This is a genomic window from Streptantibioticus cattleyicolor NRRL 8057 = DSM 46488 (assembly GCF_000240165.1).
Lineage (GTDB): Bacteria > Actinomycetota > Actinomycetes > Streptomycetales > Streptomycetaceae > Streptantibioticus > Streptantibioticus cattleyicolor.
This window is the reverse complement of the sequence record NC_017586.1, coordinates 3,654,098-3,677,892: the sequence shown is the minus strand read 5'-3', so window position 1 is coordinate 3,677,892 and position 23,795 is coordinate 3,654,098. Positions and strand designations below refer to the sequence as shown.

Sequence of the window (23,795 nt, the reverse complement as noted above, 5' to 3'; positions counted from 1 at the left end):
TGTCGTCTCCTTGGCCCGGGGCCGGGGCGTCAGTAGCCTTACCGGCGGTAAACTTACTCCAGAGTAAGGAGAAGGCCAATGGCCGATCGCTACCTTCGTCTCACCGGTACCGCCCCCGGCCGCTTCCTCACCCGCCGCCTCGGTCTGCCCCGGCCCGTCCCGCTGCGCCGGTGGTCGGCGGAGCGCCCCACCCTGGAAGGTCCGGTGCTGCTGCGGACCGCCGGGGCCGGTCCGCACACCGCCGCGCTGCGCACCGTGGTGGAGGCCACCGGGCTGCCGGTGCTGGACGGCCCCGGCCCCGCGTGCGCCGCCGTGGTGGTGGACGCCACCGGGGTGGCCGACCCCGCCGCGCTGGCCGGGGTGCACACCGCGCTCCACCCGGTGGTCCGCTCGGTCACCACCGGCGGCCGGATCGTCGTGCTCGGCACGGTGCCCGGTGACGACCCCGGCCAGGCCGCCGCCCAGCAGGCGCTGGAGGGGTTCGTCCGCTCGCTCGGCAAGGAGATCGGACGCGGCGTCACCGTGCAGCTCGTCCGCCTCGCCGACGGGGCCGGGCCCGCGGCGGCCGGGTCCACGCTGCGCTTCCTGCTGTCCCCCAGGTCGGCCTACGTCAGCGGCCAGGTGATCACCGTCGGCCCCGGCGCCCCCGCCCCGGCGTCCGCGCCGGACGACCCGGACCGGCCGCTCGCCGGCCGCACCGCGCTGGTCACCGGCGCCGCCCGCGGCATCGGCGCCGCCGTCGCCGAAACCCTCGCCCGGGACGGCGCCCACGTCCTCTGCCTCGACGTCCCGGCCGCCGCCACCGCCCTGCGCGAGGTCGCCGACCGACTCGACGGCACCGCCCTGACCTGCGACATCACCGCCCCGGACGCCGGCGCCACGATCGCCGCCGCCCTCCCCGACGGCCTCGACGTCCTCGTCCACAACGCCGGCATCACCCGCGACCGCAGACTCGCCAACATGCCCGCCGACCGCTTCACCGAGGTCGTCGACGTCAACCTGGGCAGCGTGCTGCGCACCACCGGTCACCTCCTCGACAACGGCACCCTCCGTTCCGGCGGCCGGATCGTCGCCACCGCCTCCATCGCCGGGATCGCCGGCAACACCGGCCAGACCAACTACGCCGCATCCAAGGCCGGGATCATCGGCTTCGTCCGCGCCCTCGCCCCGCGCACCGCCGCCCGGGGCATCACCGTCAACGCCGTCGCCCCCGGCTTCATCGAGACCCGGATGACCGCGGCCGTCCCCCTGCTCGTCCGCGAGGCCGGCCGCCGCATGAACTCCCTCGCCCAGGGCGGCCTCCCGGCCGACGTCGCCGAAACCGTCGCCTGGCTCGCCGCCCCCGACTCCGCCCCGGTGACCGGCCAGACGGTCCGCGTCTGCGGCCAGAGCCTCCTGGGCGCGTGACCCCCGTCAGCGCCCTCAGCGCCGTAAGCGTCGTCAGCCCCGTGAGCCGCCGTCAGCCCCGGACCCCCGGCGCCCCGGACCGCCGGCCACCCCGAACGCGCTCCGGCACCCCCGGCCGCCGGCGGGGAGCCGGGCACCCGCCGGGCACGGACCCCGACGGCCCCGGACCCGACCGGGCGCCACCGTCCGCGCACCGGCCACCACGTACCCCCGGCGCACCCCGGCCGGACCGGGCACCCGGACCCGTACCGGCGGGCGCCGCAAGCCTCCCCTCCCGTGAAAGGACCGGCACCATGGCCATCCGTACCCTGTCCGCCGCGCCACGACTGCCGTTGGTGCTGGCCGGCGGAGCGTTGGCGTCACTGGGCAAGCGCGTACCGCGGGAGACCCCCGTGCTGGACGGGCCGGCGCGCGACGGGGTGACCGTGCCGCGGCTCACCGTGGACGCGGCCCGGGTGTCGGCGTATGCCCGGGTGTGCGGATTCGCGCGGGCCGATCCGCTGCCGCTGACCTATCCGCACGTCCTCGGCTTCCCGCTCGCCGCCCGTCTGATGGCCCGGCGGGACTTCCCGTTGCCGCTGCTCGGCCTCGTCCACACCGCCACCGAGATCGTCCGGTACGAACCGCTGCACGCCGCCGACCCGCTCCAACTCACCGTCCACGCCGCCGCGTTGCGCCCGCACCGGCGCGGCACCGAGGTCGTCGTGGTCACCGAGGCCCGCAAGGACGGCCGGACGGCGTGGCGCGACGAGAGCACGTACCTGGCCCGCCACCGCCGGACCGAGCAGCCGCAGCCACCACAGGAGCAGCCCGAGGAGACCCCGCTGCCCGCCGCCGCGACCTGGCATCTGCCGGCCTCGCTCGGCCGCCGGCACGCCAGGGTGTCCGGCGACTACAACCCCATCCATCTGCACCCCCTCACCGCCCGTGCCTTCGGCTTCCCGCGCGCCATCGCCCACGGGATGTGGACCCTCGCCCGGTGCGTGGCCGAACTCGGCGACGACCCGGGCCCCGTCCGCGTCCAGGTGCGCTTCACGGCACCCGTCCTGCTGCCATCCACCGTGACATACGCCACTGACAACGGCCGGTTCGAGGTGCGGGCGAACGGGCCCGGCGGGGTGCCGGGGCGGCTTCACCTCACGGGTTCGGCGGCGGCTGCCAACGACGGCCCCGCATGAGGTTGTCCAGCCCGGACCAGGCGAAGTCCATCAGCGTCGCCGCGGTCTCCCGGCCCGTCTGCCCCGGCCGCGAACCGGCCCACCCGGCCAGCGACTCGGCGGCGCCCACCAGCGCGTGGGCCACCCCGGCCACCTCGTCGCCGGCCAGTTCCGGACCGCACCCCGCCTCCCGGGCCGCCGCCGCGATCGCGGCCGTGACGAACTCGGTGATCCCGTCGCGCAGCGCCGACCACTCGGCGGCGAACGGCTCCCCCTGGGCGCGGGCCTGCTCGTGCAGCACCACCCAGCCGTCCGGATGCTCCGCGACATGCGTGAAGAACGCCCGCAGCCCGCACCACAGTTGGCGGTCCGGCGCCGCCGCCGGGTCCACCGCGGCCCGTACCGCCTCCCCCAACGCGGTCGCCTCCCGCCGGATGCAGGCGCTGAACAGGGCTTCCTTGGACTCCAGATACAGGTACACCAGCGGCTTGGAGACCCCGGCCAGCTCCGCGATCTCGTCCATGGACGCGGCCCGGTACCCCCGCCGCGCGAAGGTCACCACGGCCGCGTCCAGCATCTGCTGCTCCCGGATCCGCCGCGGCACCCTCTTGCCTCTGGTCACCACCCGCAAACCCCCGCAAGCCTCGTCAGCCCGGCCATCCGGAAAACGGCCCCTCGGTACGCAACCCTACGATCCGCTCCCGGTGGCACCGTTGTCAGTGGCGGCCGGTACGGTGTCAGCCATCCGGAGCGCTTCACCGAGGGGGGACGAAGCATGGACGCTCCCGAACCGGACATCGTGGGCCGCCTGGCCGGCGCCGCCGCCGCACCCGGCCCCGCCGACGGTGTGCCCGCCTACCACACCCCGGTCTTCGTACCGGCCCACCCGCGATACCCCGCCGACGGCGCGCCGCGCATAGCCGTGGAACTGCTGGAGCACGCGGGGACGACACCGGTGCCGGTGGCCTTCACCACCCTGCGCAAGCTGGTCGACGCCCTCGGCCCCGCCCAGCCCTGGGTCGCCTGCTCCATAGGCCCGTTCACCGAGGCGGTGCGCGACGCCGGGCTGCCCAAGGTCCGGCTCGATCCGTCCGTCGCCCCCGGGATACGCACCTGGCGCACCGAGGACCTGCGGGCCTACGCCCAGGAGGTGGGCCGGCCGTGACCGCCGACCTCAAGGCCGTACTCGGCGACCTCAAGGCCACCGGTGACGCCTTCCACCGCGCCGCCGACGACTACCGCGGCCTGACGCCCCACGTCTCCCCCGCCCTCGCCGACGGCGGCGACCCCGGGCTCAACGACGCCATCAGGGAGGTTTCCGACCTCATCCGCGCCCTGCACACCGCCTTCGCCGACCGCCTGCGATCCCACGGCGACCAGGTGCACCACGCCCACGACGCCTACCAGCGGCAGGACGACGACACCCACCAACTCTTCGACGACCTGATGCACGGGGACGGCCACCGGTGAACGACAGCTGGATCGGCGGCGACATCGGCGGCCTGCGCACGATGGGCGAGACCTGGAAGAACGCCAAGCCGCATCTCGAAGGGGTCGTCAAACCCCTTACCGAGACCGTTGATTCGCTCACCTCGGACACCGGCTGGCACGGCGAGGCGGCGACCCGGTTCCGCGCCACCTGGAGCCAGGACGCCCTCACCGCCGGCGCCTTCTCCGACCTCGTCGCCTCCGCCGGCGAGATCCTCGGCACCCTCGCCGACCACCTCTCCGCCGCCGAGACCGCCCTGAAGAACGCCGAAGACGTCGCCGCCCGCGCCGGCATCCCCATGACCGCCAAGGGCGTCCCCGCCACCTTCACCGTCTCCGACCCCCCGTCGGCCTCCGACAACGCCAAGGTGTCCGCACTGCGGGAGTACGACGCGGTGCGGCAGGAGGTGCTCCAGGTCGCACAGCGGGCGAGGCTGGACGCGGCGGACCGGCTGAGGCGTCTGTACGCGGCCATCACCGACATCCCGGCCGGCGACGGCATCACCCTCGGCGACTACCTGCGCGGGCTCTACTCGGCGGCGGCCGACAAGGCCGGACGGCACGGCACGGCCGCCCGCGCCCTGCTCGACGACGCGGAGAAGGCGGAAACCGACGCGAAGAAGGCGCTGCGCGCCGAACGCAAGGCGCTCAAGGCAGAAGGCCGTCCGTTCCCCAAGGACTGGGCCGCCAAGACCGCGTACCGGGACGCCGTGGCCGAGGTGGAATCCCTCAAGGGCGAGATCGCGCTCGCCGAACGCCACACCACCACTCTGCCCTTCGACGCCGCTTTGAGCACGTCCGTGAAGGACGCCGCCTCGGCCCTGCGCCTCGGCGAGGGCCTGTACAAAGTCCCCGACTTCCTCAAGGACCTCCCCGTCGTCGACGTCGCCGCCGCCGGCGCCTGCGGCATCCTCGAAGCCCGCCAGGACCACGAAAAGGGCTGGTCATGGACGCACGCCCTGGTCGTGGACGAAGGAGCCAACGTAGGCGGCCTGGCGGCCGGATCGGCGATCACCGGCGGAATCCTTGCCGCGTTCGCGGCGGACCCTCCGGCCCTGGCGGTGGCCGGGGTCGGCGGACTTGTCGCCATCGGGGCGACGGGCCTGATCGACCACTCCCTGCACGAGAACTGGAGCGAGGACATCCACGACCACGGCGTGGTCGGCGGCATTCTGCACGGCGTGGACCAGGTGGCCTCGCAGACGGGGGACGACTACCTGAGGCTCGGTAAGGAGGTCTGGCATGGCATCACAAGCCTCTTCTGACGAAGCCATCCCTTCGCTTCCGTACTTCGGTACCTCTTGGTACGAGCACGGGGCGCTCTACTGGTTCCACCGTGCCCGGATGGGCGCGCTCGTCATGGTCGGGGTGGCGTTCGTCTGCTTCGGAACGGTGAACCTGTACCGCGGTTTCCGGTCCGAGCTGCCACCGTCCGTACGGCCCTGGTGGGACTGGTCCCAGTGCGCCCTCTCCCTCGTGGCCTTCGTACACGGGTGGATCGTGGCCCGTCGTCAGTACCGGAAGCAGTTGCTCGCCCCCCCGACCCCCAAGCAAGCCTGGATCAGAAGGCGAGTAGGAGGACACACGGCCCAAGCCGTCGGCGGACGCGGCCTGGTCATTCTCGCCCTACCCGCCGTACCCGCCTTGGGCGCCTGGATCGTCGGCTACATGGTCGCCACGACAACGGTCCCCGAATACACCTGGGAAGCCGGCGCGCGCCGAGCCATGGCCGAAGCGGCGGAGGAGGAGAAACCTGACCAACGAACCCACCGGCCGACTCCGCCGTCCGAACACCGGGGTCGCCGCCGAGGCCCCCGGCAATGACGACCATCCAAGGCAAGGTAGTCATGCCCGGCATGGCATCACCAACAACTCCCGACCCGCCGGTTCCACGCCTGCCCGTCGTCGGAACCACCTGGTACCGGCGCGGCGTCCGCTACTGGCTACGTCGCGCGTCGATCGCCCTGTTCATCCTGCTCTTCACCGCCTTCTTCTGCTTCATCGCGTTCAGCCTCTACCAGGGGTTCAGGTCGGCTCTGCCGCCATGGCTCCGCCCGTACTGGGACTGGGCGGAGATCGCCGCCACCTGCGTGACGCTGCCGTGGGGATGGATCGCGGCCCGTCGGCAGTACCGGAAGGAGATCGCCGATCCGCCCACCCCGGAAGACGCGTGGCGGATCAAGCGTGAACGAGCCCGTCGCGGCCGGAGCCTGGCGGTCACCGGACGCGCCCTCCTGATCATCGCCGCCCCCGTCATGCCCGCCTTCGCCGGTTTCTTCGTCGCCCAGATGATCTGCGCCGTCACCGTTCCGCGTTACCCCTCGGAACTGGGCGCGCTCAAAGCCATGGCCGCCGCGGCGGCGCAGCGGACGCCATGACGTTCCGCCCCGTCACGTCGCGCCAGGCACCCTCACCTCCGCCCACACCACCTTCCCCACACCCTCGCGCGGCGCGACATCCCACACGTCGGCGAGCGCGGCGACCAGCAGCAGCCCACGTCCCCCCGGCGCATCCGCCCCCATCTCCCGCGCCACGGGCCATCGGTCGTCCGCGTCGTGCACCTCGATACGCACTCCGTCGCCCACGCGCACGAACCGTGTCTCGATCTCCCGCCCCGGGGAGACACGCGCGTGGCGCACAGCGTTGGTCAGCAACTCGGACAGCACCACAAGCGCCCGGTCCTCGATAGCCGACAGCCCCCATCGGGTGAGAGCCGTCCGCAGTTCGGCACGGGCGTGGCCCACGCAACGCGCATGCCGTGCCCAGCGCGAGGTGGCCTCGGTTGGCGTGTGGTGATCGGTTGCCGCCATGGACCGACCGTAGGGCCCGAAACCAGGGCGGACCCGGAAGAAATTTCCGGGTCCGGCCACGGAACGAGGCAGCCCGTCAAGTGATGGCGCCGAGTCGTACCGCCAGTTCCTGGGCATCGCGCCGACGGGTGCGCCGGTGAAGGCGCCGGGCGAGGTCGCGGGCGAACTCGTGGGCACGGATCTGCTCCGGAGCCGTCCTGAACGCGCGCTTCAAGTGGTCCACGGCTTCGTCCGTGTGCCCGGCCTCACCGTAAGCGCGAGCGACATCGAGACTCAGACGTGCCCGGCGCTCAAGGGGCAATCCAGCGGCCCGGACCCGGGGAGCCATGTCTGCCGCCGCCTGGATGTCCCCCAATTCCAGCGCTGTCGCCAAGCGGTGGATCCCGACGTTCGCGGGGCCGAACGAGGTCCACATCTCGTTGCCGTCGGCGCCGAGCCGGTCTGCCGCCCGCTGTGCTCTGTCGAGCATCTCACCGGTCAGCGCCCGGTCCCGCATCCGCGCCGCAGCCACGGCGCCGTTGAGGAAAAGCGTGCCGTACACCGACAAGGCCGGCCGCGAGGACTCCCACCAGCCGGGCGCCAGGTCATTCGTCGCGTCCAGCGTGACGCCCACCGCTTCCTCCGCCAGCCCGGCGCCGAGCTGGACATGAGCCACACCGCGACGAAGCGCCAGAACGACCACCGGGTCCCCGGTCTCGCTCGCGGCGATGTCGCCCTGGTCCACGGCGGTCCAGGCTAGATTGGTCTCACCGAGCTTGCGCAGGAAGACCGCTGCCACGTGCAGCGCCAAGGCGAACAGCCGCAACGCTTCGGTCCGTTGCGCCCCAACGTGCTTGCGGGCCGCTGACCGGGCGTCGACCAGGAGACCGGGAAGGACCGCAGCGAGCCGGGCGTACTGCGAAGACTGGTAGAGGTCCCAAGCCCGCTCCATCTCGAACGCCACGCGTCCAGGTTGCGGCGGCTCCCTTCCGTCGACAAGCGCCCCGGACAGTCCGCGGGATTTCATCAACGCCGCACGGATCGCCGGGACACTCCCCTTGTGATCGTCGCGGTCCCCCAGCAGGGCCGGTGTTCCCTGGAGATCTTCGAGACGAACACGGAGTGCGTCCGCCAGGTCGGCGAGCATCCGCACGTTGTTCACCGGGATGCGTCCGGCCTCGACGCGGTACACCCAGTCCTCGGACCGGTTCAGCAGTTCCCCGAGCTGCCACTGGTGCAGACCTCGGCGCTCACGGTAGAAGCGCACCCGCTTGCCGAAAGCGAGATGGTCGGTCATGCCACGCATCGTCACCCTCTCGTCACTCTGCCGTGACGAGTCTCACATGCGAAGGCCGACAGCGGCCTGCGATCAGTGGACTTCGGCTGTCCCGGACACGCGACCCGATCAGTAGTGTTCCCCCATGGCCGACAACGACCACGAGCAGCGGATGGCTCACCCACGCGTCGCCGCCGGGGTGTTGTTCTTCGACGTACGCAGCCACGTGCTGTTGGTCCGCCCGTCGTACAAGCCGCTCTGGGAGATCCCGGGCGGCTACGTCGAGGCCGGTGAGTCCCCTCTCGCGGCGTGCCGTCGGGAGGTCCGGGAGGAGCTGGGCATCTCCCCCGCCATCGGTGACCTCCTCGTCGTGGACTGGGCCCCGAACCCCGCCGAGGGCGACAAGATCCTCTACGTCTTCGACGGTGGCCGGTTGCGGCCGGAGGAAGTGGGCGCGATCGAGCTGGCGCCGGACGAGGTGCTGGCCGCCGAGTTCCACCCCGTCGAAAACGTCGACGAGTTGCTGATCCCCCGGCTGGGCCGTCGGGTCAAGCAGGCCGTGGCCGCCCGGGCGGACGCCCGTCCCCGGTACCTAGAACACGGCGAGCCCCCGGCGGGCTGACCCGCGCAAGACCGAAGGGGCCCGTCACTCACGGGACGGGCCCCTTCGCATGGCGCGACGCGTCACGCCGCCGCGGCGACCGGCTCCCTCGCGGGGGTCTCCTCGTCCTCGTCCAGCGGGGACGCGTGGGCGTGGTCGAACGCCTGGCGGTCGAGGATGCCTTCGCGGGAGGCGACCATGACGGGGATGACGGCCTGGCCGGCGACGTTGGTGGCGGTACGCATCATGTCGAGGATGGGGTCGATCGCCAGCAGCAGACCGACGCCGGCCAGCGGCAGGCCCAGGGTGGACAGGGTGAGCGTCAGCATCACGGTGGCGCCGGTGAGGCCGGCGGTGGCGGCGGAGCCGATCACCGAGACGAAGACGATCAGCAGGTAGTCGCGGAGCTGGAGGTGGACGCCGAAGACCTCGGCGATGAAGATCGCGGCCAGCGCCGGGTAGATCGAGGCGCAGCCGTCCATCTTCGTGGTGGCTCCGAACGGCACCGCGAACGAGGCGTACTCGCGGGGCACGCCCAGCCGCTCGGTGACCCGCTGGGTCAGCGGCATGGTGCCCACCGAGGAACGCGAGACGAAGGCGAGCTGGACGGCGGGCCAGGCACCGCGGTAGAAGCGCACCGGGTTCACCTTGGCGACGGTGGCCAGCAGCAGCGGGTAGACGCCGAAGAGGACGAGCGCGCAGCCGACGTAGATGTCGACCGTGAACGTCGCATACTGCTTGATCAGGTTCCAGCCGTAGGTGTTGATGGCGTTGCCGATCAGGCCCAGCGAGCCGAGCGGGGCGAGCCGGATCACCCACCACAGCGCCTTCTGGAGCAGCGCGAGGATGGAGTTGCTCAGGCTCAGGAACGGCTTGGCCTTGTCGCCCAGTTGGAGCGAGGCGATGCCGACGACGGCCGCCATGAAGACGATCTGGAGGACGTTGAGCTGGGTGAACGGCGTGATGACGTCGGTCGGCAGGATGCCGGTGATGAAGTCCAGCCAGGAGCCGGTGTGCTGCGGCTTGGCGCCGTCGGCGGCGGTCAGCCCGGTGCCGGAGCCGGGGTGGGTGATCAGGCCGAGGGCGAGTCCGATGACCACCGCGATCAGCGAGGTGGCCATGAACCACAGCAGCGTACGGGTGGCCAGCCGCGCCGCGTTGGAGACGTTGCGCAGGTTGGTGATGGAGACCACGATCGCGAAGAAGACCAGCGGCGCCACCGCCAGCTTCAGCAGCTGCACGAAGAGGTGGCCGATCTTGTCCAGCGTGGCACCGAGCCAGTGGATGTCCTGGCTGTGCGCGAGCCAGCCGAGCAGGGCGCCACAGACGAGCCCCAGCAGGATCTGCACCCAGAACGGGACGCTGGGTATTCGACGGCGGTCGCGGGCAGGGACGGCTGAAGTGGACATGAATTCACGCTAACACTCGTGCTTTGACCAACCCAAAGGCTTTCTTTGGGTTGAAGCTGACGAGATACGCCAACGCCCCACCGGGACTTGCTCATTCCCGGCGGGGCGCCTCGATGTCAAGTGATGAGCGTCACACGTGCGGAGAGGAGGTCACGCCGAGCGGGCCGCGTCGTCGGCGGCGTCCTCGTCGCCCGCCTTGGTGTCCCACGCCTGCTTGGCCTGGTCCACCCGCCGCGAGATCTGCACCGACGCCTTCTCCCGGGCGCCGCGCAGCAGCACGAAGCTGAGCAGGCCGGAGACGACCAGCGCGAGCAGCAGCACCCACAGGTAGTTGGAGTCGCCCAGCCCGGCCGGCAGGACCCGCAGCCGCACCAGGCCCCAGATCACCACGAAGCTGACCACGAACAGGCCGAAGCGCAGCCCGGTGTAGCGGAGCATGGGACTCGGCTTCCAGCTCACGGCGTTCCACTCTTTCGTTCCGGTTTGCGGCGTACCACACCAGTGAAGCACGGTCCCCGGGGCCCGCCGTGCCGGGGTCGGCCCGTGCCGGGTCAGACGCGCATGGCCTGCGGCTGCTCACGGCGGTCCGGGTCCGGGCCCGGGTACTCCCGGATCACCTCGTACCGCGTGTTGCGTTCCACCGGACGGAACCCGGCGTCCCGGATCAGCTCCAGCAGGTCCTCACGCGTCAGCTTGTTCGGCGTGCCGTAGTTGTCCGCGTCGTGGGTGATCTTGTACTCGACCACCGAGCCGTCCATGTCGTCGGCGCCGTGGTTGAGCGCCAGCTGCGCCGTCGACAGCCCGTGCATCACCCAGAACACCTTCACGTGCGGCACGTTGTCGAACAGCAGCCGCGAGACGGCGAACGTCTTCAGCGCCTCCGCACCGGTGGCCATCGTGGTGCGCGCCTGGAGACGGTTGCGGACCTTGCCGTCCTTCATGTCCACGAAGTCGTGCTGGTAACGCAGCGGGATGAAGACCTGGAACCCCCCGGTCTCGTCCTGCAGCTCCCGCAGCCGCAGCACGTGGTCCACCCGGTGGCGCGGCTCCTCGATGTGCCCGTACAGCATCGTCGCCGGGGTCTTGAGGCCCTTGGCGTGCGCCATCCGGTGGATGCGCGACCAGTCCTCCCAGTGCGTGCGGTGATCGACGATGTGCTGGCGCACCTCCCAGTCGAAGATCTCCGCCCCGCCGCCGGTCAGCGACTCCAGCCCCGCGTCGATCAGCTCGTCCAGGATCTCCGACGCGCTCAGCCCCGAGATCGTCTCGAAGTGATGGATCTCGGTCGCCGTGAACGCCTTCAGCGCCACCTGCGGCAACGCCTCCTTCAACGCCCGCAGCGACCGCGGGTAGTACCGCCACGGCAGCGTCGGATGCAGCCCGTTGACGATGTGCAGCTCGGTCAGGCTGTCGGCCTCCATGGCCTTCGCCAGCCGCACCGCCTCCTCGATCCGCATCGTGTACGCGTCCTTCTCCCCCGGCTTGCGCTGGAACGAGCAGTACGCACACGACGCCGTGCACACATTCGTCATGTTCAGGTGGCGGTTGACGTTGAAGTGGACCACGTCACCGTTCATCCGGGTACGGACATGGTGCGCGAGACCACCCAGCCACGCCAGGTCGTCGGACTCGTAGAGAGCGATCCCGTCCTCACGGGACAACCGCTCCCCCGCGTAGACCTTCTCCTCCAGCTCCCGCTTGAGCCCAGCGTCCATGCCGCCTCCTTCATCGTCGAACGGATCGAGACTACTCCCCGGTTCGGCGGGTGATCTCGCCCCCTATGCCTGTTCCGGGAGCTCCCCGACCCGGTTCTCCCATTTGGTGGAGAGCACCACGGTGGTACGGGTACGGGCCACGCCGCTGATGCCGGAGAGCCGGCGGATGGTGTGCTCCAGGCCGTCCACGTCGCGTACCCGCACCTTGAGCATGTAGGAGTCGTCGCCGGCGATGAACCAGCAGTCCTCGATCTCGGCGAGGTCGCGCATCCGCTGGGCCACGTCCTCGTGGTCGGCGGCGTCGCTGAGCTGGATGCCGACCAGGGCGGTGGCGCCCAGGCCGAGCGCCGCCGGGTTGACGGTGGCGCGGTAGCCGGTGATCACCCCGGCCTGCTCCAGGCGGTTGATCCGGTCGGTGACGCTGGGCCCGGAGAGCCCGACGAGCCGGCCCAGCTCCGCGTAGGACGCCCTGCCGTTCTCCCGCAGAGCCTGGATGAGCTGCCTGTCCACCGCGTCCATGTGCCTGGAGCCTTCCATTCCTTCTGCGATCTGCCGCTTACGGAACGAATCTAAGGCACCGGGGGCGTGGTGTTGACATTGCGGGCTCCGCCGCCCAGTTCCCCGCCCCACCGCCGGTAGAGGGAGTGCTTGACCCCCACCGCGTCCAGCACCCGGCCGGCCACGAAGTCCACCAGGTCCTGCGCGGTCACCGCGCCCCCGTAGAACGCCGGGGAGACCGGGCAGACCACGGCGCCGGCCTCGTCCAGCCCGACCAGGTGGCGCAGGGTCGGCCCGTTCAGCGGGGTCTCGCGGACCGCGACCACCAGCGGGCGGCGCTCCTTGAGGGTGACGCTCGCCGCCCGTTGCAGCAGGTCCTTGGAGAGCCCGAGGGCCACCCCGGCCACGCACGCGGTGCTGGCCGGCACGATCAGCATCCCGCGCGCCGGGTACGACCCGGAGGAGGGGCCGGCCGCCAGGTCGCCGGGGGACCAGTGGCGTACCCGGCCGACGTCCGGGTCGAAGGCGTCCGGCGTGCCGTCCGCGCCGCGCGCGAGCCACCGGGTGAGGTCCTCGCGCCAGTGGGCGTCGCGGAAGGCGTGCCCGGTCTCGTCGAGCACGGTGAGCCGGGCCGCGCGGCTGACCACCAGGTCGACGTCGTGGCCGGCGTCGAGCAGGGCGCGCAGCACCGACGCCGCGTACGGGGTGCCGGAGGCCCCGGAGACCCCGACCACCCAGGGCCGGCGCACCCGGCCGCCGTCCGTCACGCCGCTACACCCCCAGCCCGCGGACCAGCAGGTCCAGCAGGGCGCAGACGAACAGGGCGATGCCGATGACCCCGTTGACGGTGAAGAACGCCCGGTTGAGCCGGGACAGGTCGCGCGGGGTGACGATGGAGTGCTCGTAACAGAAGGCGGCGGCCACGATCACCAGGCCGATCCACCAGAACAGCCCGGCCCCGGTGGCCAGCCCGAACCACACCAGCAGCCCGGTGGTGACCACCGCGCTGACCCGGGCGCCGTAGAGCGCGCCGGCCACCCCGAAGCGGGCCGGCACCGAACGCACCCCGTGCGAGCGGTCGGCGGCCACGTCCTGGCAGGCGTAGATCAGGTCGAAGCCGCCGATCCACACGCCCACCGCCAGGCCCAGTATCACCGCCTGCCACGACCACGTACCGGTGACCGCCACCCACGCCCCGACCGGCCCCATCGCCTGGGCGAGCCCGAGGATGGCGTGCGGGAAGTCGGTGAACCGCTTGCCGTACGGGTAGACCACCATCGGCACCACCGCGATCGGCGCCAGCGCCAGGCACAACGGGTTGAGCAGCGCGGCGGCGCCGAGGAAGAAGACCACGGCGACGAGCGCGCCGGTCCACGCGGTGCGCACCGAGACGGCCCCGGTGACCAGCTCGCGCCCCGCCGTGCGCGGGTTACGGGCGTCGATCTCCCGGTCGATGATGCGGTTGGCGGCCATCGCGAAGGTCCGCAGGCCCACCATGGCCACCGTCACCAGCAGCAGCTGCCACCAGTGGACGGAGGAGGTCTGGCGCTGCATGGCGGTGAGCGCGGCGGTGTAGGCGAAGGGCAGGGCGAAGACCGAGTGCTCGATCATCACCAGCCGCAGGAAGGCGCGGATCCGGCCGGGCGGCGCGGGGTCCGGGCCGAGCAGTCCGGGGGCGGCCGATTCCGCGCTCACCGGGCCCTCCCGCCCCGGGTCACGGCCGGTCCGGCCCCGTCGGTAGCGCTCACACTCACAGCCCGTACTCCTTCCAGCGACGTGTCACCCGGTCGGCGGTGGCCGGGTCGGAGACCACCATCTCCGGCCAGCCGCCGCCCCGGGTGTAGCCCTCCTCGGGCAGTTTGCGGGTCGCGTCGATGCCTGCCTTGCCGCCCCAGAACTGCTGGTACGAGGCGTGGTCGAGGTGGTCGACCGGTCCCTCGACGACGGTCAGGTCGCGGGCGTAGTCGGTGTTGCCGAACGCCCGCCAGGCGACCTCGTGGTAGTTGTGCACGTCACAGTCGGCGTCGACCACGACGATCAGCTTGGTCAGCGACATCAGGTGGGCGCCCCAGATGGCGTGCATCACCTTCTGGGCGTGCTTGGGGTACTTCTTGTCGATCGAGACGATCGCGCAGTTGTGGAAGCCGCCCGCCTCCGGCAGGTGGTAGTCGACGATGTCCGGGATGATGACCTTCAGCAGCGGCAGGAAGAACCGCTCGGTGGCCCGGCCCAGCGGCCCGTCCTCGGTCGGCGGCCGGCCCACCACGATGGACTGGAGCAGCGGCCGGCGGCGCATGGTGACGCAGTCGATGGTCAGCGCCGGGAACGGCTCCTGCGGGGTGTAGAAGCCGGTGTGGTCGCCGAACGGCCCCTCCGGGAGCATCCGGCCCGGCTCCAGCCACCCCTCCAACACCACCTCGGCGGCGGCCGGAACCTGGAGCGGCACCGTCCTGCAGTCCACCATCTCCACCCGCTTGCCCTGCAGGAAGCCGGCGAACAGGTACTCGTCGATGTCCCCGGGCAGCGGCGCGGTGGACGCGTAGGTGACCGCCGGCGGGCAGCCGAAGGCGATCGCCACCGGCAGCCGCTCGCCGCGGCGCTGCGCGCTCTGGTAGTGGTTGCGGCTGTCCTTGTGGATCTGCCAGTGCATGCCGATGGTGCGCTTGTCGTGCCGCTGGAGCCGGTAGAGCCCCAGGTTGCGCGCCCCGGTGACCGGGTCCTTGGTGTGGGTGAGGCCGAGGTTGAAGAAGGAGCCGCCGTCCTGCGGCCAGGTGAAGAGCGCCGGCAGCGCCTCCAGGTCCACCTCGTCGCCGGTGAGGACGACCTCCTGCACCGGGGCCTGCTCCGCCTTGACCTTCCGCGGCGGTACGTGGGCCATCCCGGCCAGCTTGCCGAAGGCCTCCCGCACCCCGGTGAAGCCGTGCGGCAGCTCCGGCTTGAGCAGCCCGGCGATCTTCTCCCCGATGGCGTCGTAGGAGGGCAGCCCCAGCGCCTTCAGCAGCCGCCGGTCGGTGCCGTAGACGTTCATGGCCAGCGGCATCGCCGAGCCGCGGACGTTCTCGAAGAGCAGCGCCGGGCCGCCGGCCTTGTTGACCCGGTCGACGATCTCGCCGACTTCGAGGTACGGATCGACCTCGGCCTTGACCCGCTTGAGGTCGCCGTCCCGTTCCAGCGCCCGCAGGAACGAGCGGAGATCGTCGTAAGCCATGCGTTCCAGTATCCGTCATGGCCTCTTCGGGGCTGCCACTACCCTGGTGGCGTCACGGGGCCTGGCTGGCCCGCCGCCGACTTGGGGGACCGCGTCGCGATGCTGAGGTATCTGCCCTTCCTGCTGGTGCTGGCGCTGTGGATCTACGCGTTCATCGACTGCCTCAACACCCCGGAGGAGCAGGTGCGCAACCTGCCCAAGGCGGTGTGGGTGCTGGTGATCCTGCTCTTCGGCGAGGTATTGGTCGGCCCGGTGGCCTGGCTCGCCGCGGGCCGCCCGCGGTCCGGACGGCTCCCGGGCGGCGGCCCCGCGGCCGGCGGCCGGCCGGCCGAGCCGGCGCACTGGGTCGCCCCGGACGACAACCCCGAGTTCCTCCGCTCGCTCAAGGCCGCGGGCGCCAGGGACGAGGCGATGCTCAAGGACTGGGAGGCCGACCTGCGCCGCCGCGAGGAGGAACTGCGCCGCAAGGAGCGCGGCACCGGCCCGGAGGACACCCCGCCGGCCGCCTCCTGACGTCCCCTCACCCCGCTCCCGCGAAGCGCTCACCCGTCGCGTGCCGATGACACGCCGGACACGGCGAAACTAGCCGTACACGGTCAATTGTTGGATCGTTCAGACAAAACCTCCTCCCCGCGCTCCGCGGACGGCAGGAGAGTCGGCGGCGAGCGCGATGCGTGGACATCCAGGGAGAGGGGACTTCCCATGCCCGACCTGACCCGGCGCAGACTCCTCGGCTCCGCGGCGAGCGCCGCCGCGCTGACGCTGCTGCCGCCCAGCGTGCGCCGGGCGGTGGCCGCCGGACCGCCCCGGCGCGGCTCGCTCGCCGACGTCGAACACGTCGTCCTGCTGATGCAGGAGAACCGTTCGTTCGACCATTACTTCGGCACGCTGAGCGGGGTGCGCGGCTTCTCCGACCCGCAGGCGCTCACGCTCGCCACCGGGCGCTCGGTCTTCCACCAGCCCGACGAGGAACACCCGGACGGCTACCTGCTCCCGTTCCACCTCGACACCAAGAGCACCAGCGCCCAGGCGATCCCCTCCACCAGCCACGCCTGGGAGGTGCAGCACGAGGCGTGGAACGGCGGGCGGATGGACCGCTGGCTGCCGGCCCACCGCAGGGCCGACGGGGCGGCCGGCCCCTACGTGATGGGCTACCACACCCGCGACGACATCCCCTTCCAGTTCGCCCTCGCCGAGACCTTCACCATCTGCGACAACTACTTCTGCTCGGTCCTCGGGCCCACCTGGCCCAACCGGCTGTACTGGATGACCGGCACCATCGACCCGGACGGCACCCACGGCGGCCCGGTGACCGGCAACTCGGCCCCCTCGCCCTACCGGTGGACCACCTACGCCGAACGGCTGGAGGCCGCCGGGGTGAGCTGGCGGGTGTACCAGCAGGAGGACAACTACGGGTGCAACATGCTGGAGAACTTCCAGCCCTTCGCCGACGCCGGCCCCGGCGACCCGCTGCACGACCGGGGCCTGGCCGCCCAGCCCGAGGGCGCCTTCGAGGAGGACGCCCGGGCCGGCCGGCTGCCCACCGTCTCCTGGCTCATCCCCACCAGCCACCAGTCCGAGCACCCCGACCACCTGCCCGCGGCCGGCGCCGACTTCGTGGCCGCCAAGATCGAGGCGATCGCGGCCAACCCCGCGCTGTGGGCGAAGACCGCGTTCATCCTCAACTACGACGAGAACGACGGCCTGTTCGACCACGTCCCGCCGCCGGTGGCGCCGCCGGGCACCCCGGACGAGTACGTGGACGGGCTGCCGATCGGCGCCGGCTTCCGGGTGCCGTGCATCATCGTCTCGCCGTGGACGGTGGGCGGCTGGGTGGCCGGGGAGCGCTTCGACCACACCTCGGTGCTGCGGTTCCTCGAACGCGTCACCGGGGTCGCCGAGCCCAACATCAGCCAGTGGCGCCGCCGTACCTTCGGCGACCTCACCTCGGCGTTCGGCTTCGGCGCCCCCGCCGCGAAGCCGCCGGCGCTGCCGCACGACACCGGCCGCGAGCTGACCACCGCCGAGTGGGACGTCGACCACCTGCCCAAGCCGGCGTTCCCCGGCGCCGGGCAGACCCCGCCGCGCCAGGAGCCCGGCAGCCGCAGGCGCCGCTGACCCGGTACGCCGACGGGCCGGGGCGCCGTCCGCCCCGGCCCGTCCGCGCCGTCAACCGCCCGTGCCGGTCACAGCCCCGCGTACGAGTGCTTGCCGACGATGAAGATGTTGACGCAGTAGTAGTTGAACAGGAAGCACCCGAAGGCGATCAGCGCCAGGTAGGCCGCCTTGCGCCCCTTCCACCCCACGGTGGCCCGGGCGTGCAGGTAGCAGGCGTACGCCACCCAGGTGATGAACGACCAGGTCTCGGTGGGGTCCCAGCCCCAGTAGCGGCCCCACGCCGACTCGGCCCAGATGGAGCCGGCGATGATGGTGAACGTCCACAGCGGGAAGATCGCCGCGTTGATCCGGTACGAGAACTTGTCCAGCGTCGCCGCGGCCGGCAGCCGGCTCAGCATGGAGGCGAACCTGCCGCCGTCCCGCCCGTCGGCCAGCGCCGCCTCGTAGCGGTCCCGGAACAGGTAGAGCACCGTGGCGATGGCGCCCACGTGGAAGGCGCCGCCGCAGATGATGGCGCAGCTGACGTGGATCCACAGCCAGTAGGAGTGGAGCGCCGGCACCAGCTGGTCGTCGGCGGCGTAGAGGTTGTTGACCGCCAGCCCCAGCGACAGCAGCACGGTGGTCACCAGGAAGAGCCCGGCCCAGCGGACGTTCTTGCGCAGCGCCAGCAGCCCCAGGTACAGGGTGATCGCCACCAGCGCCAGGGTGACCGAGAACTCGTACAGGTTGCCCCAGGGCGCCCGGCCCACCGAGATGCCGCGGGCGGTGACCGCGCCGAGGTGGAGCAGCCAGGCCAGGGTGGTCAGCGAGATGGCGATCCGGCCGTACAGCTCACCGCGCTCGCTCTTGCCGGCCGCCCCGTCGCCGTCGCCGACCCCGCGGTCGGCCGAGACGTCCCGGGTGACGACCTTGGGGCGCTCCAGCACCGCGGTGCCGCCGCCGCGCCGGGCCACCCGTACGGCCGGGGCGGTGGTGGTGGTGGCGGGCGTGGCCGACAGCGCCGCCGCGGTGCGGCCGACCCGGCTGCGGCTGCCGAAGGTCCATTCCGCGATGTGCGCGAGGAAGGCCAGCGTGTAGACGGCCATCGCGGAGTAGAGCAGGTAGTTGCTGATGCTGGCGACGTTGTCGTTGACCGCGGCAGCGATGGTCACGCGTGCTCCTTGTCCGAGCGGTCCTTCGTGGGCAGGGGTTCTTCCGGTCCGGCCGGCGGCGGGGGCGGTTCGGGGGCGGTGGGCGCCGCGGCGTGCACCCGGTCGACCAGTACCGCCAGTTCCTCGCCGAGCTTGGGGGACTCGCTGCGGCCGAGGCCGGCGAGTTCGACGACGGTGCGCCCGTCGTCGTCCTGGCGGGCCCGCACCCACACCCGGCGGCGCTGGATGAACAGCGAGCCGGCCAGTCCGGCGAGCATGCACACCGCGCTGGCGAGGGCGAGCCCGTTGCCGGGCTGGTGGACGATCTCGAAGTTGGCCCACTGGTCGATCCGGTCGAAGGTGAGCGAGCCGGCGCCGCCGGGCAGCGCCATGGTGTCCCCGGGCCGCAGGAACTGCCGCAGCGGCTCGCCGTTGGCCTGCTTGAACTGGGTGAGCCGCTTGCCGGCGGTGTCCAGCTGGTAGACGTTCTGGGGCAGCCCGGCGTCCATCCCCAGGTCGCCGTGGTAGGCGGTGAGCACCAGCACGGGGAAGTCGAGCGCCGGGAACGAGGAGTGCGGGCCGTTCTTGGCGTCCAGCGCGAAGGTCGGGGTGAAGAGCCCGGAGAAGCCGAGCTGGTCCTTGCGGCCGTCCTTGCCGAAGGCGTCCGGCACCTTGATCACGCCCTGCGAGGTGATCCCGCCGTCGCCCATCGTCAGGAACGGCACCGGGCCCTTGTAGGCCACGTCGCCCCGCCCGTCCCGGACGGTCACCACGGGGGCGTAGCCGTGGCCGGTGACGTAGACCTTGTTGCCCTCGATCTCCAGCGGCTCGTTGACGCGCACCGAGGTCCGGTGCGGCACGCCGTCGGCGCCGGAGTAGGTCACGTCGGCGCGGAAGGTGCGCGGGGTGCCCCGGTTGGGGCCGGAGGGGGCGTACGTGGCGTGGAAGGCGTCGAGCTTGAAGCCGAACGGCGCCAGGTCGCCCGGGTCGAACAGGGCGCCGTGCCGGAAGTCGTCGAACTGGGTGAGGTTGTCGGTGAAGCCGCCGCCCTGCACCACCAGCTTGTTGCCGTCCGACTTCCACAAGGTGCCCACCGCGAACGCGATCAGCAGCCCGAACAGGGCGATGTGGAAGAGCAGGTTGCCGGCCTCGCGCAGGTAACCGCGTTCGGCGGCCACCGAGTCGCCGTTCTCCGGCGCCACCCGGTAACGGCGGCCCCGCAGCGCCTTGCGGGCCGCCTGGAGGACCTCGTCCGGATCGGCCTCGGTGGTCCAGGTGGCGTACGCCGGCATCCGGTCCAGCTTGCGCGGGGCACGCGGCGGCGCCGACCGCAGCTGGCCCACGAACTGCCAGGAACGCGGCACGATGCAGCCGGCCAGCGAGACGAACAGCAGGATGTAGATCGCCGAGAACCACACCGAGCCGTAGACGTGGAAGAGCCCCAGCTTGTCGTAGATCGGGCCCAGCGTGGTGTGTTTGGCCAGGAAGTCGTTGACCTTGACCGGGTCGCTGCTCTCCTGCGGCACCAGCGAGCCGGGGATCGCCGCCAGCGACAGCAGGAAGAGCAGGATCAGCGCCACCCGCATCGAGGTGAGCTGCCGCCACATCCAGCGCACCCAGCCGATGACGCCCAGCTTGGGCATGGTCACCTCGCCGGCGCCGGGCTCCTCCTCACGCGGCGCGGTGCTGATCGCCTCGGCGGCCGACTCCGCCGAGGCGTCGGCGGCCTCGGTGACCTGGGAGGCCCCGCCGCCGGTTCCGGTGCTGCGCATGGATCAGATCCCCACGTTGAAGCTGCTGGACCAGATCTGCATCTGGTAGACCACCCGGTCCCAGGCCCCCGTGATCAGCAGCACGCCCACCAGGACGAGCATGCCGCCGCCGATCCGCATCACCCAGGCGTAGTGCCGCTTGACGAACGAGAACGCGCCCAGCGCCCGCCGGAACGCCACCGCCGCCAGGATGAACGGCAGGCCGAGCCCGACACAGTACGCCGCGGTGAGCAGCGCGCCGCGCGCCGCGCTCGCCTGGTAGGCGGAGAGCGCCTCCACCGACGCCAGCGTCGGCCCCAGGCACGGCGTCCACCCCAGCCCGAAGAGGACGCCGAGCAGCGGTGCGCCGACCAGTCCGATCGAGGGGCGCTTGTGCACCCGCAGCTCCCGCTGGAACACCCCGGGCAGCGCGCCCATGAACGCCAGCCCCAGCACGATGGTGAGGCCGCCCAGGACACGCGTGATCACGTCCCGGTGCGCTTGGAGGGTGGACCCGAAGAAGCCGAAGAGCGCCCCGCCGGAGACGAAGACCGCGGTGAAGCCGAGGACGAACAGCGAGCCGCCGAGCGCCATCCGGCCGCGCCGGGCGTTGCCGAGGTCGGCGCCGGAGACCCCGGTGACGTAGGAGAGGTAGCCGGGCACCAGCGGCAGCACGCATGGCGAGAAGAAGGAGACCAGACCGCCGAGGAGGGCGACCGGGATCGCCAGCAGCAGCGCTCCGGACAGCACGGTCCGGTTGACGTCGGCGGCGGCCAGGGCGATCACGTCACTTCTCCGCGACGATCGGGTCGAGCGCCTTGCGCAGTTCGTCCTCGCCCAGCGCCTTGAGCGCCCGCACCGCGATCCGGCCGTGGCGGTCGATGATCAAGGTGGTGGGGATGGACTGCGGGGGCAGGCTGCCGCGCGGGAACTTGCCCAGCAGCTTGCCGTCCGGGTCGTACAGGCTCGGGTAGGTGATCCCGAAGCCGCGTTCGAAGCTGCGGGCCTGCGCGGTGTCGTAGTCGCGGGTGTTGATCCCGACGAACTGGACGCCCTCGGCCGCGGTGGCCTTGGCGACCTTGGCCAAGTTGGGGGCTTCGGCGCGGCACGGGTCGCACCACGATCCCCACACGTTGAGGACGACGACCTTGCCCTTGAACGAGTTCAGCGACAGCTGCGACCCGTCGACCGTCGTGCCGGAGATGTCCGGTGCGGCCGGGCGGTTGGCCGCCGCCAGGGTGCTGATCTGGCCGGTGCCGGCGACGAACTTCGTCTGCGACCCGCCCGAGGACGACCCGTCGGAGCCGCAGCCGGCCAGGGTCACTGCCAGGGCCGCGCCGACGGCCAGGGCCGCCGCGGCACGGCGGTGCGGGCGCGGGTGCGGGGCGCGCGTCAGACTCATGTGAAAAGTTTCGCATGGCCGTCCCCGTGCCCTCGGGCACCCCCCGCCCTGGCCCGGCGCGTCCCCCGCGACCTGGAAGAACGTGCCACCGGCGAGCCGCCGGCTCACACCGCGGCGGTGAACGCCTTCCAGCCCTCCTTGGGCCGCTCGCCGACGTTGAGGGTGCGCAGCTTGGCCACCAGACGGGGGTCCTGGACGTCGAGCCAGTTGACGAACTGCTTGAAGGAGACCAGGCGCACGTCGCGCTTGCCGAGGGAGGCGATGTGCTTGAGGGCCTGCTCGACGGCGTCCATGTAGATGCCGCCGTTCCACTGCTCCAGGTGGTTGCCGATGAACAGCGGGGCGCGGTTGGTCTCGTAGGCCCGGTGGAAGCCGGCGATGTACGCCTGGGCGGCCTGTTCACGCCAGGCGGGGTAGTTGCGCGGGTCGCTCTTGGTGGCGTTGCCCGACTGGTTGAACATCATGTTGAAGTCCATCGAGAGGACCTCGAACTTGCGGCCCGGGAAGGGTATGGACTGCAACGGCAGGTCCCATACGTCGTGCAGCTTGCCGGGCCATATCTGCAGGCCGCCGGAGGAGCTGGCGTCGTAGCGGAAGCCGAGCTTCTTCGCCGTGGGCAGCCAGTTCTTCTGGCCGAGCAGACACGGGGTGCGTCCGCCCTTGAGTTCCTTGTGGTAGTCGAAGGGGAGCGGCGGGAGGTCGGTGAAGCCGGTGTTGGTCCGCCAGCGGGTGACGAACTCCACGGCCTGCCGGGTCTCGCTCTCCCACTGTGCCGGGGTCCAGTTGCCGACCGAGCCGTGCCCGTCGCAGAAGTGCCCGTTGAAGTGGGTGCCTATCTCGTGCCCTTCGAGCCAGGCGAGCCGTACCTGCTCCAGGGTCATCCGTATGTGCTTGTCGCTGAAGTAGCCGATGGCCGATGCGCCTATCGGGTTGTTCGGCGGACGGTACAGGTGCTTCTTCGACTCCGGCAGGACGTACAGCCCGGAGAGGAAGAACGTCATCTTCGCGTCGTGGTCCTGGGCGAGCTTGCGGAACCGGGCGAACAGGCCGTTGTCGAGTTCGCCGGCGCCGTCCCAGGAGAAGATGACGAACTGCGGCGGCGTCTGGCCGGGGGCGAGCCGTTCGGCCTCGGGCTGGAACGGCTGCGGGCCGGTGTCGGCGGTGGAGCCGTCGCCTATCGGGGTGCCGGTGGGCTGGGCGGTGGCCCCCTGGGAGACCGAGGCGGCCGGGGGCGCGGCGTTGGGCCGGGAGCCTCCGCTCCCCCCGCCGCACCCGGCCACGGTGCCCATCGCGGCCCCCGCGGTCGCCGTGAGCAAGCTCCTTCGGGTCATCGCACGCATACAGTCCCCGCCATCCGCGGTCGTCTACTTCTGGTCCTGGTCCACGCCTCGGCGTGTACGAGGCCAGGACGCCGGCCCGGCCGAACTCGCACACGCGACCTAAGACGCGGCCGAATTGCCTCGGGTTCCGAAGCGGTCCGACCAGTTTATGTACGGATTCGTCCACTTCCACCGCGATGACGCCCCCTCAGCGCCATCCGACTGACCCCCACCCCCGCAGCTCACCCCTCCCCCCGCGCCTTTCCGCCACCCTTCCCTTTCCAGCCAAGATCCCCCGAGTGACGCACATCACAACGCGCAGCCCGAACGCCCCCGAAGGAGCCCCGGGGAGGCGGGCCGATAACTGACGGTGCGTCAGGGACGGCCCCGGTCCGGGACCCCCGGGCCGTCCGGCACGGACCAGGGCCCGATACCGCCGCCAGGACCCGTGTCCGTATGCCCCCCGCCCCGGACGGCGAGCAGCCGACCCGCCAGGGAACGCCGGGTAGGCCAGGACGGTTGGGCCC

Annotated in this window: 24 protein-coding genes; 9 read left to right on the top strand and 15 right to left on the bottom strand. The window is 71.7% G+C overall.

What is annotated here, in order from left to right:
• Nucleotides 1–78: 78 nt before the first annotated feature.
• Together SCATT_RS16340 and SCATT_RS16335 are read left to right on the top strand one after the other, a co-directional pair.
• On the top strand, nt 79–1,407 hold the full coding sequence (locus SCATT_RS16340) for a 3-oxoacyl-ACP reductase (RefSeq protein WP_014144187.1): 1,329 nt from the start codon (nt 79–81) through the stop codon (nt 1,405–1,407).
• Nucleotides 1,408–1,700: 293 nt separating this feature from the next.
• On the top strand, nt 1,701–2,585 hold the full coding sequence (locus SCATT_RS16335; RefSeq protein ID WP_014144186.1) for a MaoC family dehydratase: 885 nt from the start codon (nt 1,701–1,703) through the stop codon (nt 2,583–2,585).
• On the opposite strand, the gene SCATT_RS16330 is transcribed toward SCATT_RS16335, so the two are convergent.
• Complete coding sequence (locus SCATT_RS16330) at nt 2,545–3,141, bottom strand: TetR/AcrR family transcriptional regulator (RefSeq protein WP_202447474.1); 597 nt, start codon at nt 3,139–3,141, stop codon at nt 2,545–2,547. The two genes, SCATT_RS16335 and SCATT_RS16330, sit on opposite strands and share 41 nt — an antisense overlap.
• Before the next feature lie 198 nt (nt 3,142–3,339).
• Here SCATT_RS16330 and SCATT_RS16325 point away from each other — a divergent pair, with 198 nt between their 5' ends.
• The 4 genes from SCATT_RS16325 to SCATT_RS16310 all read left to right on the top strand — a co-directional run bounded on the left by SCATT_RS16325 (nt 3,340) and on the right by SCATT_RS16310 (nt 6,430).
• Nucleotides 3,340–3,729, top strand: coding sequence for an SAV_915 family protein (locus SCATT_RS16325; protein ID WP_014144184.1), 390 nt, complete (start codon nt 3,340–3,342; stop codon nt 3,727–3,729).
• The gene (locus SCATT_RS16320) at nt 3,726–4,034 is read left to right on the top strand and encodes a DUF6317 family protein (RefSeq protein ID WP_014144183.1); all 309 of its coding nucleotides are present in this window, start codon (nt 3,726–3,728) and stop codon (nt 4,032–4,034) included. Before SCATT_RS16325 ends, SCATT_RS16320 begins: the two co-directional genes overlap by 4 nt.
• Entirely contained in the window at nt 4,031–5,317 is a 1,287-nt protein-coding gene (locus SCATT_RS16315) for a WXG100 family type VII secretion target (protein ID WP_014144182.1), read from the top strand. The genes SCATT_RS16320 and SCATT_RS16315 overlap by 4 nt, the downstream gene beginning before the upstream one ends.
• A 555-nt stretch (nt 5,318–5,872) precedes the next feature.
• Nucleotides 5,873–6,430 (top strand): hypothetical protein, encoded by a 558-nt coding sequence (locus SCATT_RS16310; protein ID WP_014628182.1) that lies wholly within the window; start codon nt 5,873–5,875, stop codon nt 6,428–6,430.
• A 12-nt stretch (nt 6,431–6,442) separates the two neighbouring features.
• Here the strand turns inward: SCATT_RS16310 and SCATT_RS16305 are convergent, their stop codons facing one another.
• Both SCATT_RS16305 and SCATT_RS16300 read right to left on the bottom strand, forming a co-directional pair.
• Nucleotides 6,443–6,862: an ATP-binding protein gene (locus SCATT_RS16305; RefSeq protein WP_014144179.1), complete on the bottom strand. Its 420-nt coding sequence runs from the start codon at nt 6,860–6,862 to the stop codon at nt 6,443–6,445.
• A gap of 76 nt (nt 6,863–6,938) precedes the next feature.
• The gene (locus tag SCATT_RS16300) at nt 6,939–8,138 is read right to left on the bottom strand and encodes a helix-turn-helix domain-containing protein (RefSeq protein WP_231905102.1); all 1,200 of its coding nucleotides are present in this window, start codon (nt 8,136–8,138) and stop codon (nt 6,939–6,941) included.
• Between the two features lie 124 nt (nt 8,139–8,262).
• Here SCATT_RS16300 and SCATT_RS16295 point away from each other — a divergent pair, with 124 nt between their 5' ends.
• Nucleotides 8,263–8,739 (top strand): NUDIX domain-containing protein, encoded by a 477-nt coding sequence (locus tag SCATT_RS16295; RefSeq protein WP_014144177.1) that lies wholly within the window; start codon nt 8,263–8,265, stop codon nt 8,737–8,739.
• Nucleotides 8,740–8,801: 62 nt separating this feature from the next.
• Here the strand turns inward: SCATT_RS16295 and SCATT_RS16290 are convergent, their stop codons facing one another.
• The 7 genes from SCATT_RS16290 to SCATT_RS16260 all read right to left on the bottom strand — a co-directional run bounded on the left by SCATT_RS16290 (nt 8,802) and on the right by SCATT_RS16260 (nt 15,548).
• Nucleotides 8,802–10,127 carry a dicarboxylate/amino acid:cation symporter gene (locus SCATT_RS16290; protein WP_014628180.1) on the bottom strand — a complete coding sequence of 442 codons (1,326 nt, stop codon included), beginning with the start codon at nt 10,125–10,127 and terminating at the stop codon, nt 8,802–8,804.
• A 150-nt stretch (nt 10,128–10,277) separates the two neighbouring features.
• Nucleotides 10,278–10,565: a DUF4229 domain-containing protein gene (locus SCATT_RS16285; RefSeq protein WP_014144175.1), complete on the bottom strand. Its 288-nt coding sequence runs from the start codon at nt 10,563–10,565 to the stop codon at nt 10,278–10,280.
• 113 nt (nt 10,566–10,678) lie between these two features.
• Nucleotides 10,679–11,842 (bottom strand): aminofutalosine synthase MqnE, encoded by a 1,164-nt coding sequence (gene mqnE / locus SCATT_RS16280; RefSeq protein WP_014628179.1) that lies wholly within the window; start codon nt 11,840–11,842, stop codon nt 10,679–10,681.
• A 63-nt stretch (nt 11,843–11,905) separates the two neighbouring features.
• Complete coding sequence (locus tag SCATT_RS16275) at nt 11,906–12,361, bottom strand: Lrp/AsnC family transcriptional regulator (protein ID WP_014144173.1); 456 nt, start codon at nt 12,359–12,361, stop codon at nt 11,906–11,908.
• A gap of 50 nt (nt 12,362–12,411) precedes the next feature.
• Complete coding sequence (locus SCATT_RS16270; protein WP_014144172.1) at nt 12,412–13,107, bottom strand: UbiX family flavin prenyltransferase; 696 nt, start codon at nt 13,105–13,107, stop codon at nt 12,412–12,414.
• Between the two features lie 4 nt (nt 13,108–13,111).
• A complete protein-coding gene (mqnP, locus tag SCATT_RS16265; protein ID WP_014144171.1) occupies nt 13,112–14,035 on the bottom strand; it encodes a menaquinone biosynthesis prenyltransferase MqnP in 924 nt (307 codons plus the stop codon).
• A gap of 55 nt (nt 14,036–14,090) precedes the next feature.
• Nucleotides 14,091–15,548 carry a menaquinone biosynthesis decarboxylase gene (locus tag SCATT_RS16260; RefSeq protein WP_014144170.1) on the bottom strand — a complete coding sequence of 486 codons (1,458 nt, stop codon included), beginning with the start codon at nt 15,546–15,548 and terminating at the stop codon, nt 14,091–14,093.
• 99 nt (nt 15,549–15,647) lie between these two features.
• Between SCATT_RS16260 and SCATT_RS16255 the strand changes: the two genes are divergently transcribed.
• Complete coding sequence (locus SCATT_RS16255; protein ID WP_014144169.1) at nt 15,648–16,061, top strand: PLD nuclease N-terminal domain-containing protein; 414 nt, start codon at nt 15,648–15,650, stop codon at nt 16,059–16,061.
• Between the two features lie 189 nt (nt 16,062–16,250).
• The gene (locus tag SCATT_RS16250) at nt 16,251–17,666 is read left to right on the top strand and encodes an alkaline phosphatase family protein (RefSeq protein ID WP_014144168.1); all 1,416 of its coding nucleotides are present in this window, start codon (nt 16,251–16,253) and stop codon (nt 17,664–17,666) included.
• 68 nt (nt 17,667–17,734) lie between these two features.
• Here the strand turns inward: SCATT_RS16250 and ccsB are convergent, their stop codons facing one another.
• The 5 genes from ccsB to SCATT_RS16225 form a co-directional block, all read right to left on the bottom strand.
• Nucleotides 17,735–18,817 (bottom strand): c-type cytochrome biogenesis protein CcsB, encoded by a 1,083-nt coding sequence (gene ccsB / locus SCATT_RS16245; protein ID WP_014144167.1) that lies wholly within the window; start codon nt 18,815–18,817, stop codon nt 17,735–17,737.
• Nucleotides 18,814–20,568: a cytochrome c biogenesis protein ResB gene (resB, locus tag SCATT_RS16240; RefSeq protein WP_014144166.1), complete on the bottom strand. Its 1,755-nt coding sequence runs from the start codon at nt 20,566–20,568 to the stop codon at nt 18,814–18,816. The genes ccsB and resB overlap by 4 nt, the downstream gene beginning before the upstream one ends.
• A gap of 3 nt (nt 20,569–20,571) precedes the next feature.
• Nucleotides 20,572–21,333 (bottom strand): cytochrome c biogenesis CcdA family protein, encoded by a 762-nt coding sequence (locus SCATT_RS16235; RefSeq protein ID WP_014144165.1) that lies wholly within the window; start codon nt 21,331–21,333, stop codon nt 20,572–20,574.
• Between the two features lies 1 nt (nt 21,334).
• Entirely contained in the window at nt 21,335–21,949 is a 615-nt protein-coding gene (locus tag SCATT_RS16230; RefSeq protein ID WP_014144164.1) for a TlpA family protein disulfide reductase, read from the bottom strand.
• Nucleotides 21,950–22,053: 104 nt separating this feature from the next.
• Entirely contained in the window at nt 22,054–23,289 is a 1,236-nt protein-coding gene (locus SCATT_RS16225) for a polysaccharide deacetylase family protein (protein WP_014144163.1), read from the bottom strand.
• Between the last annotated feature and the right edge of the window lie 506 nt (nt 23,290–23,795).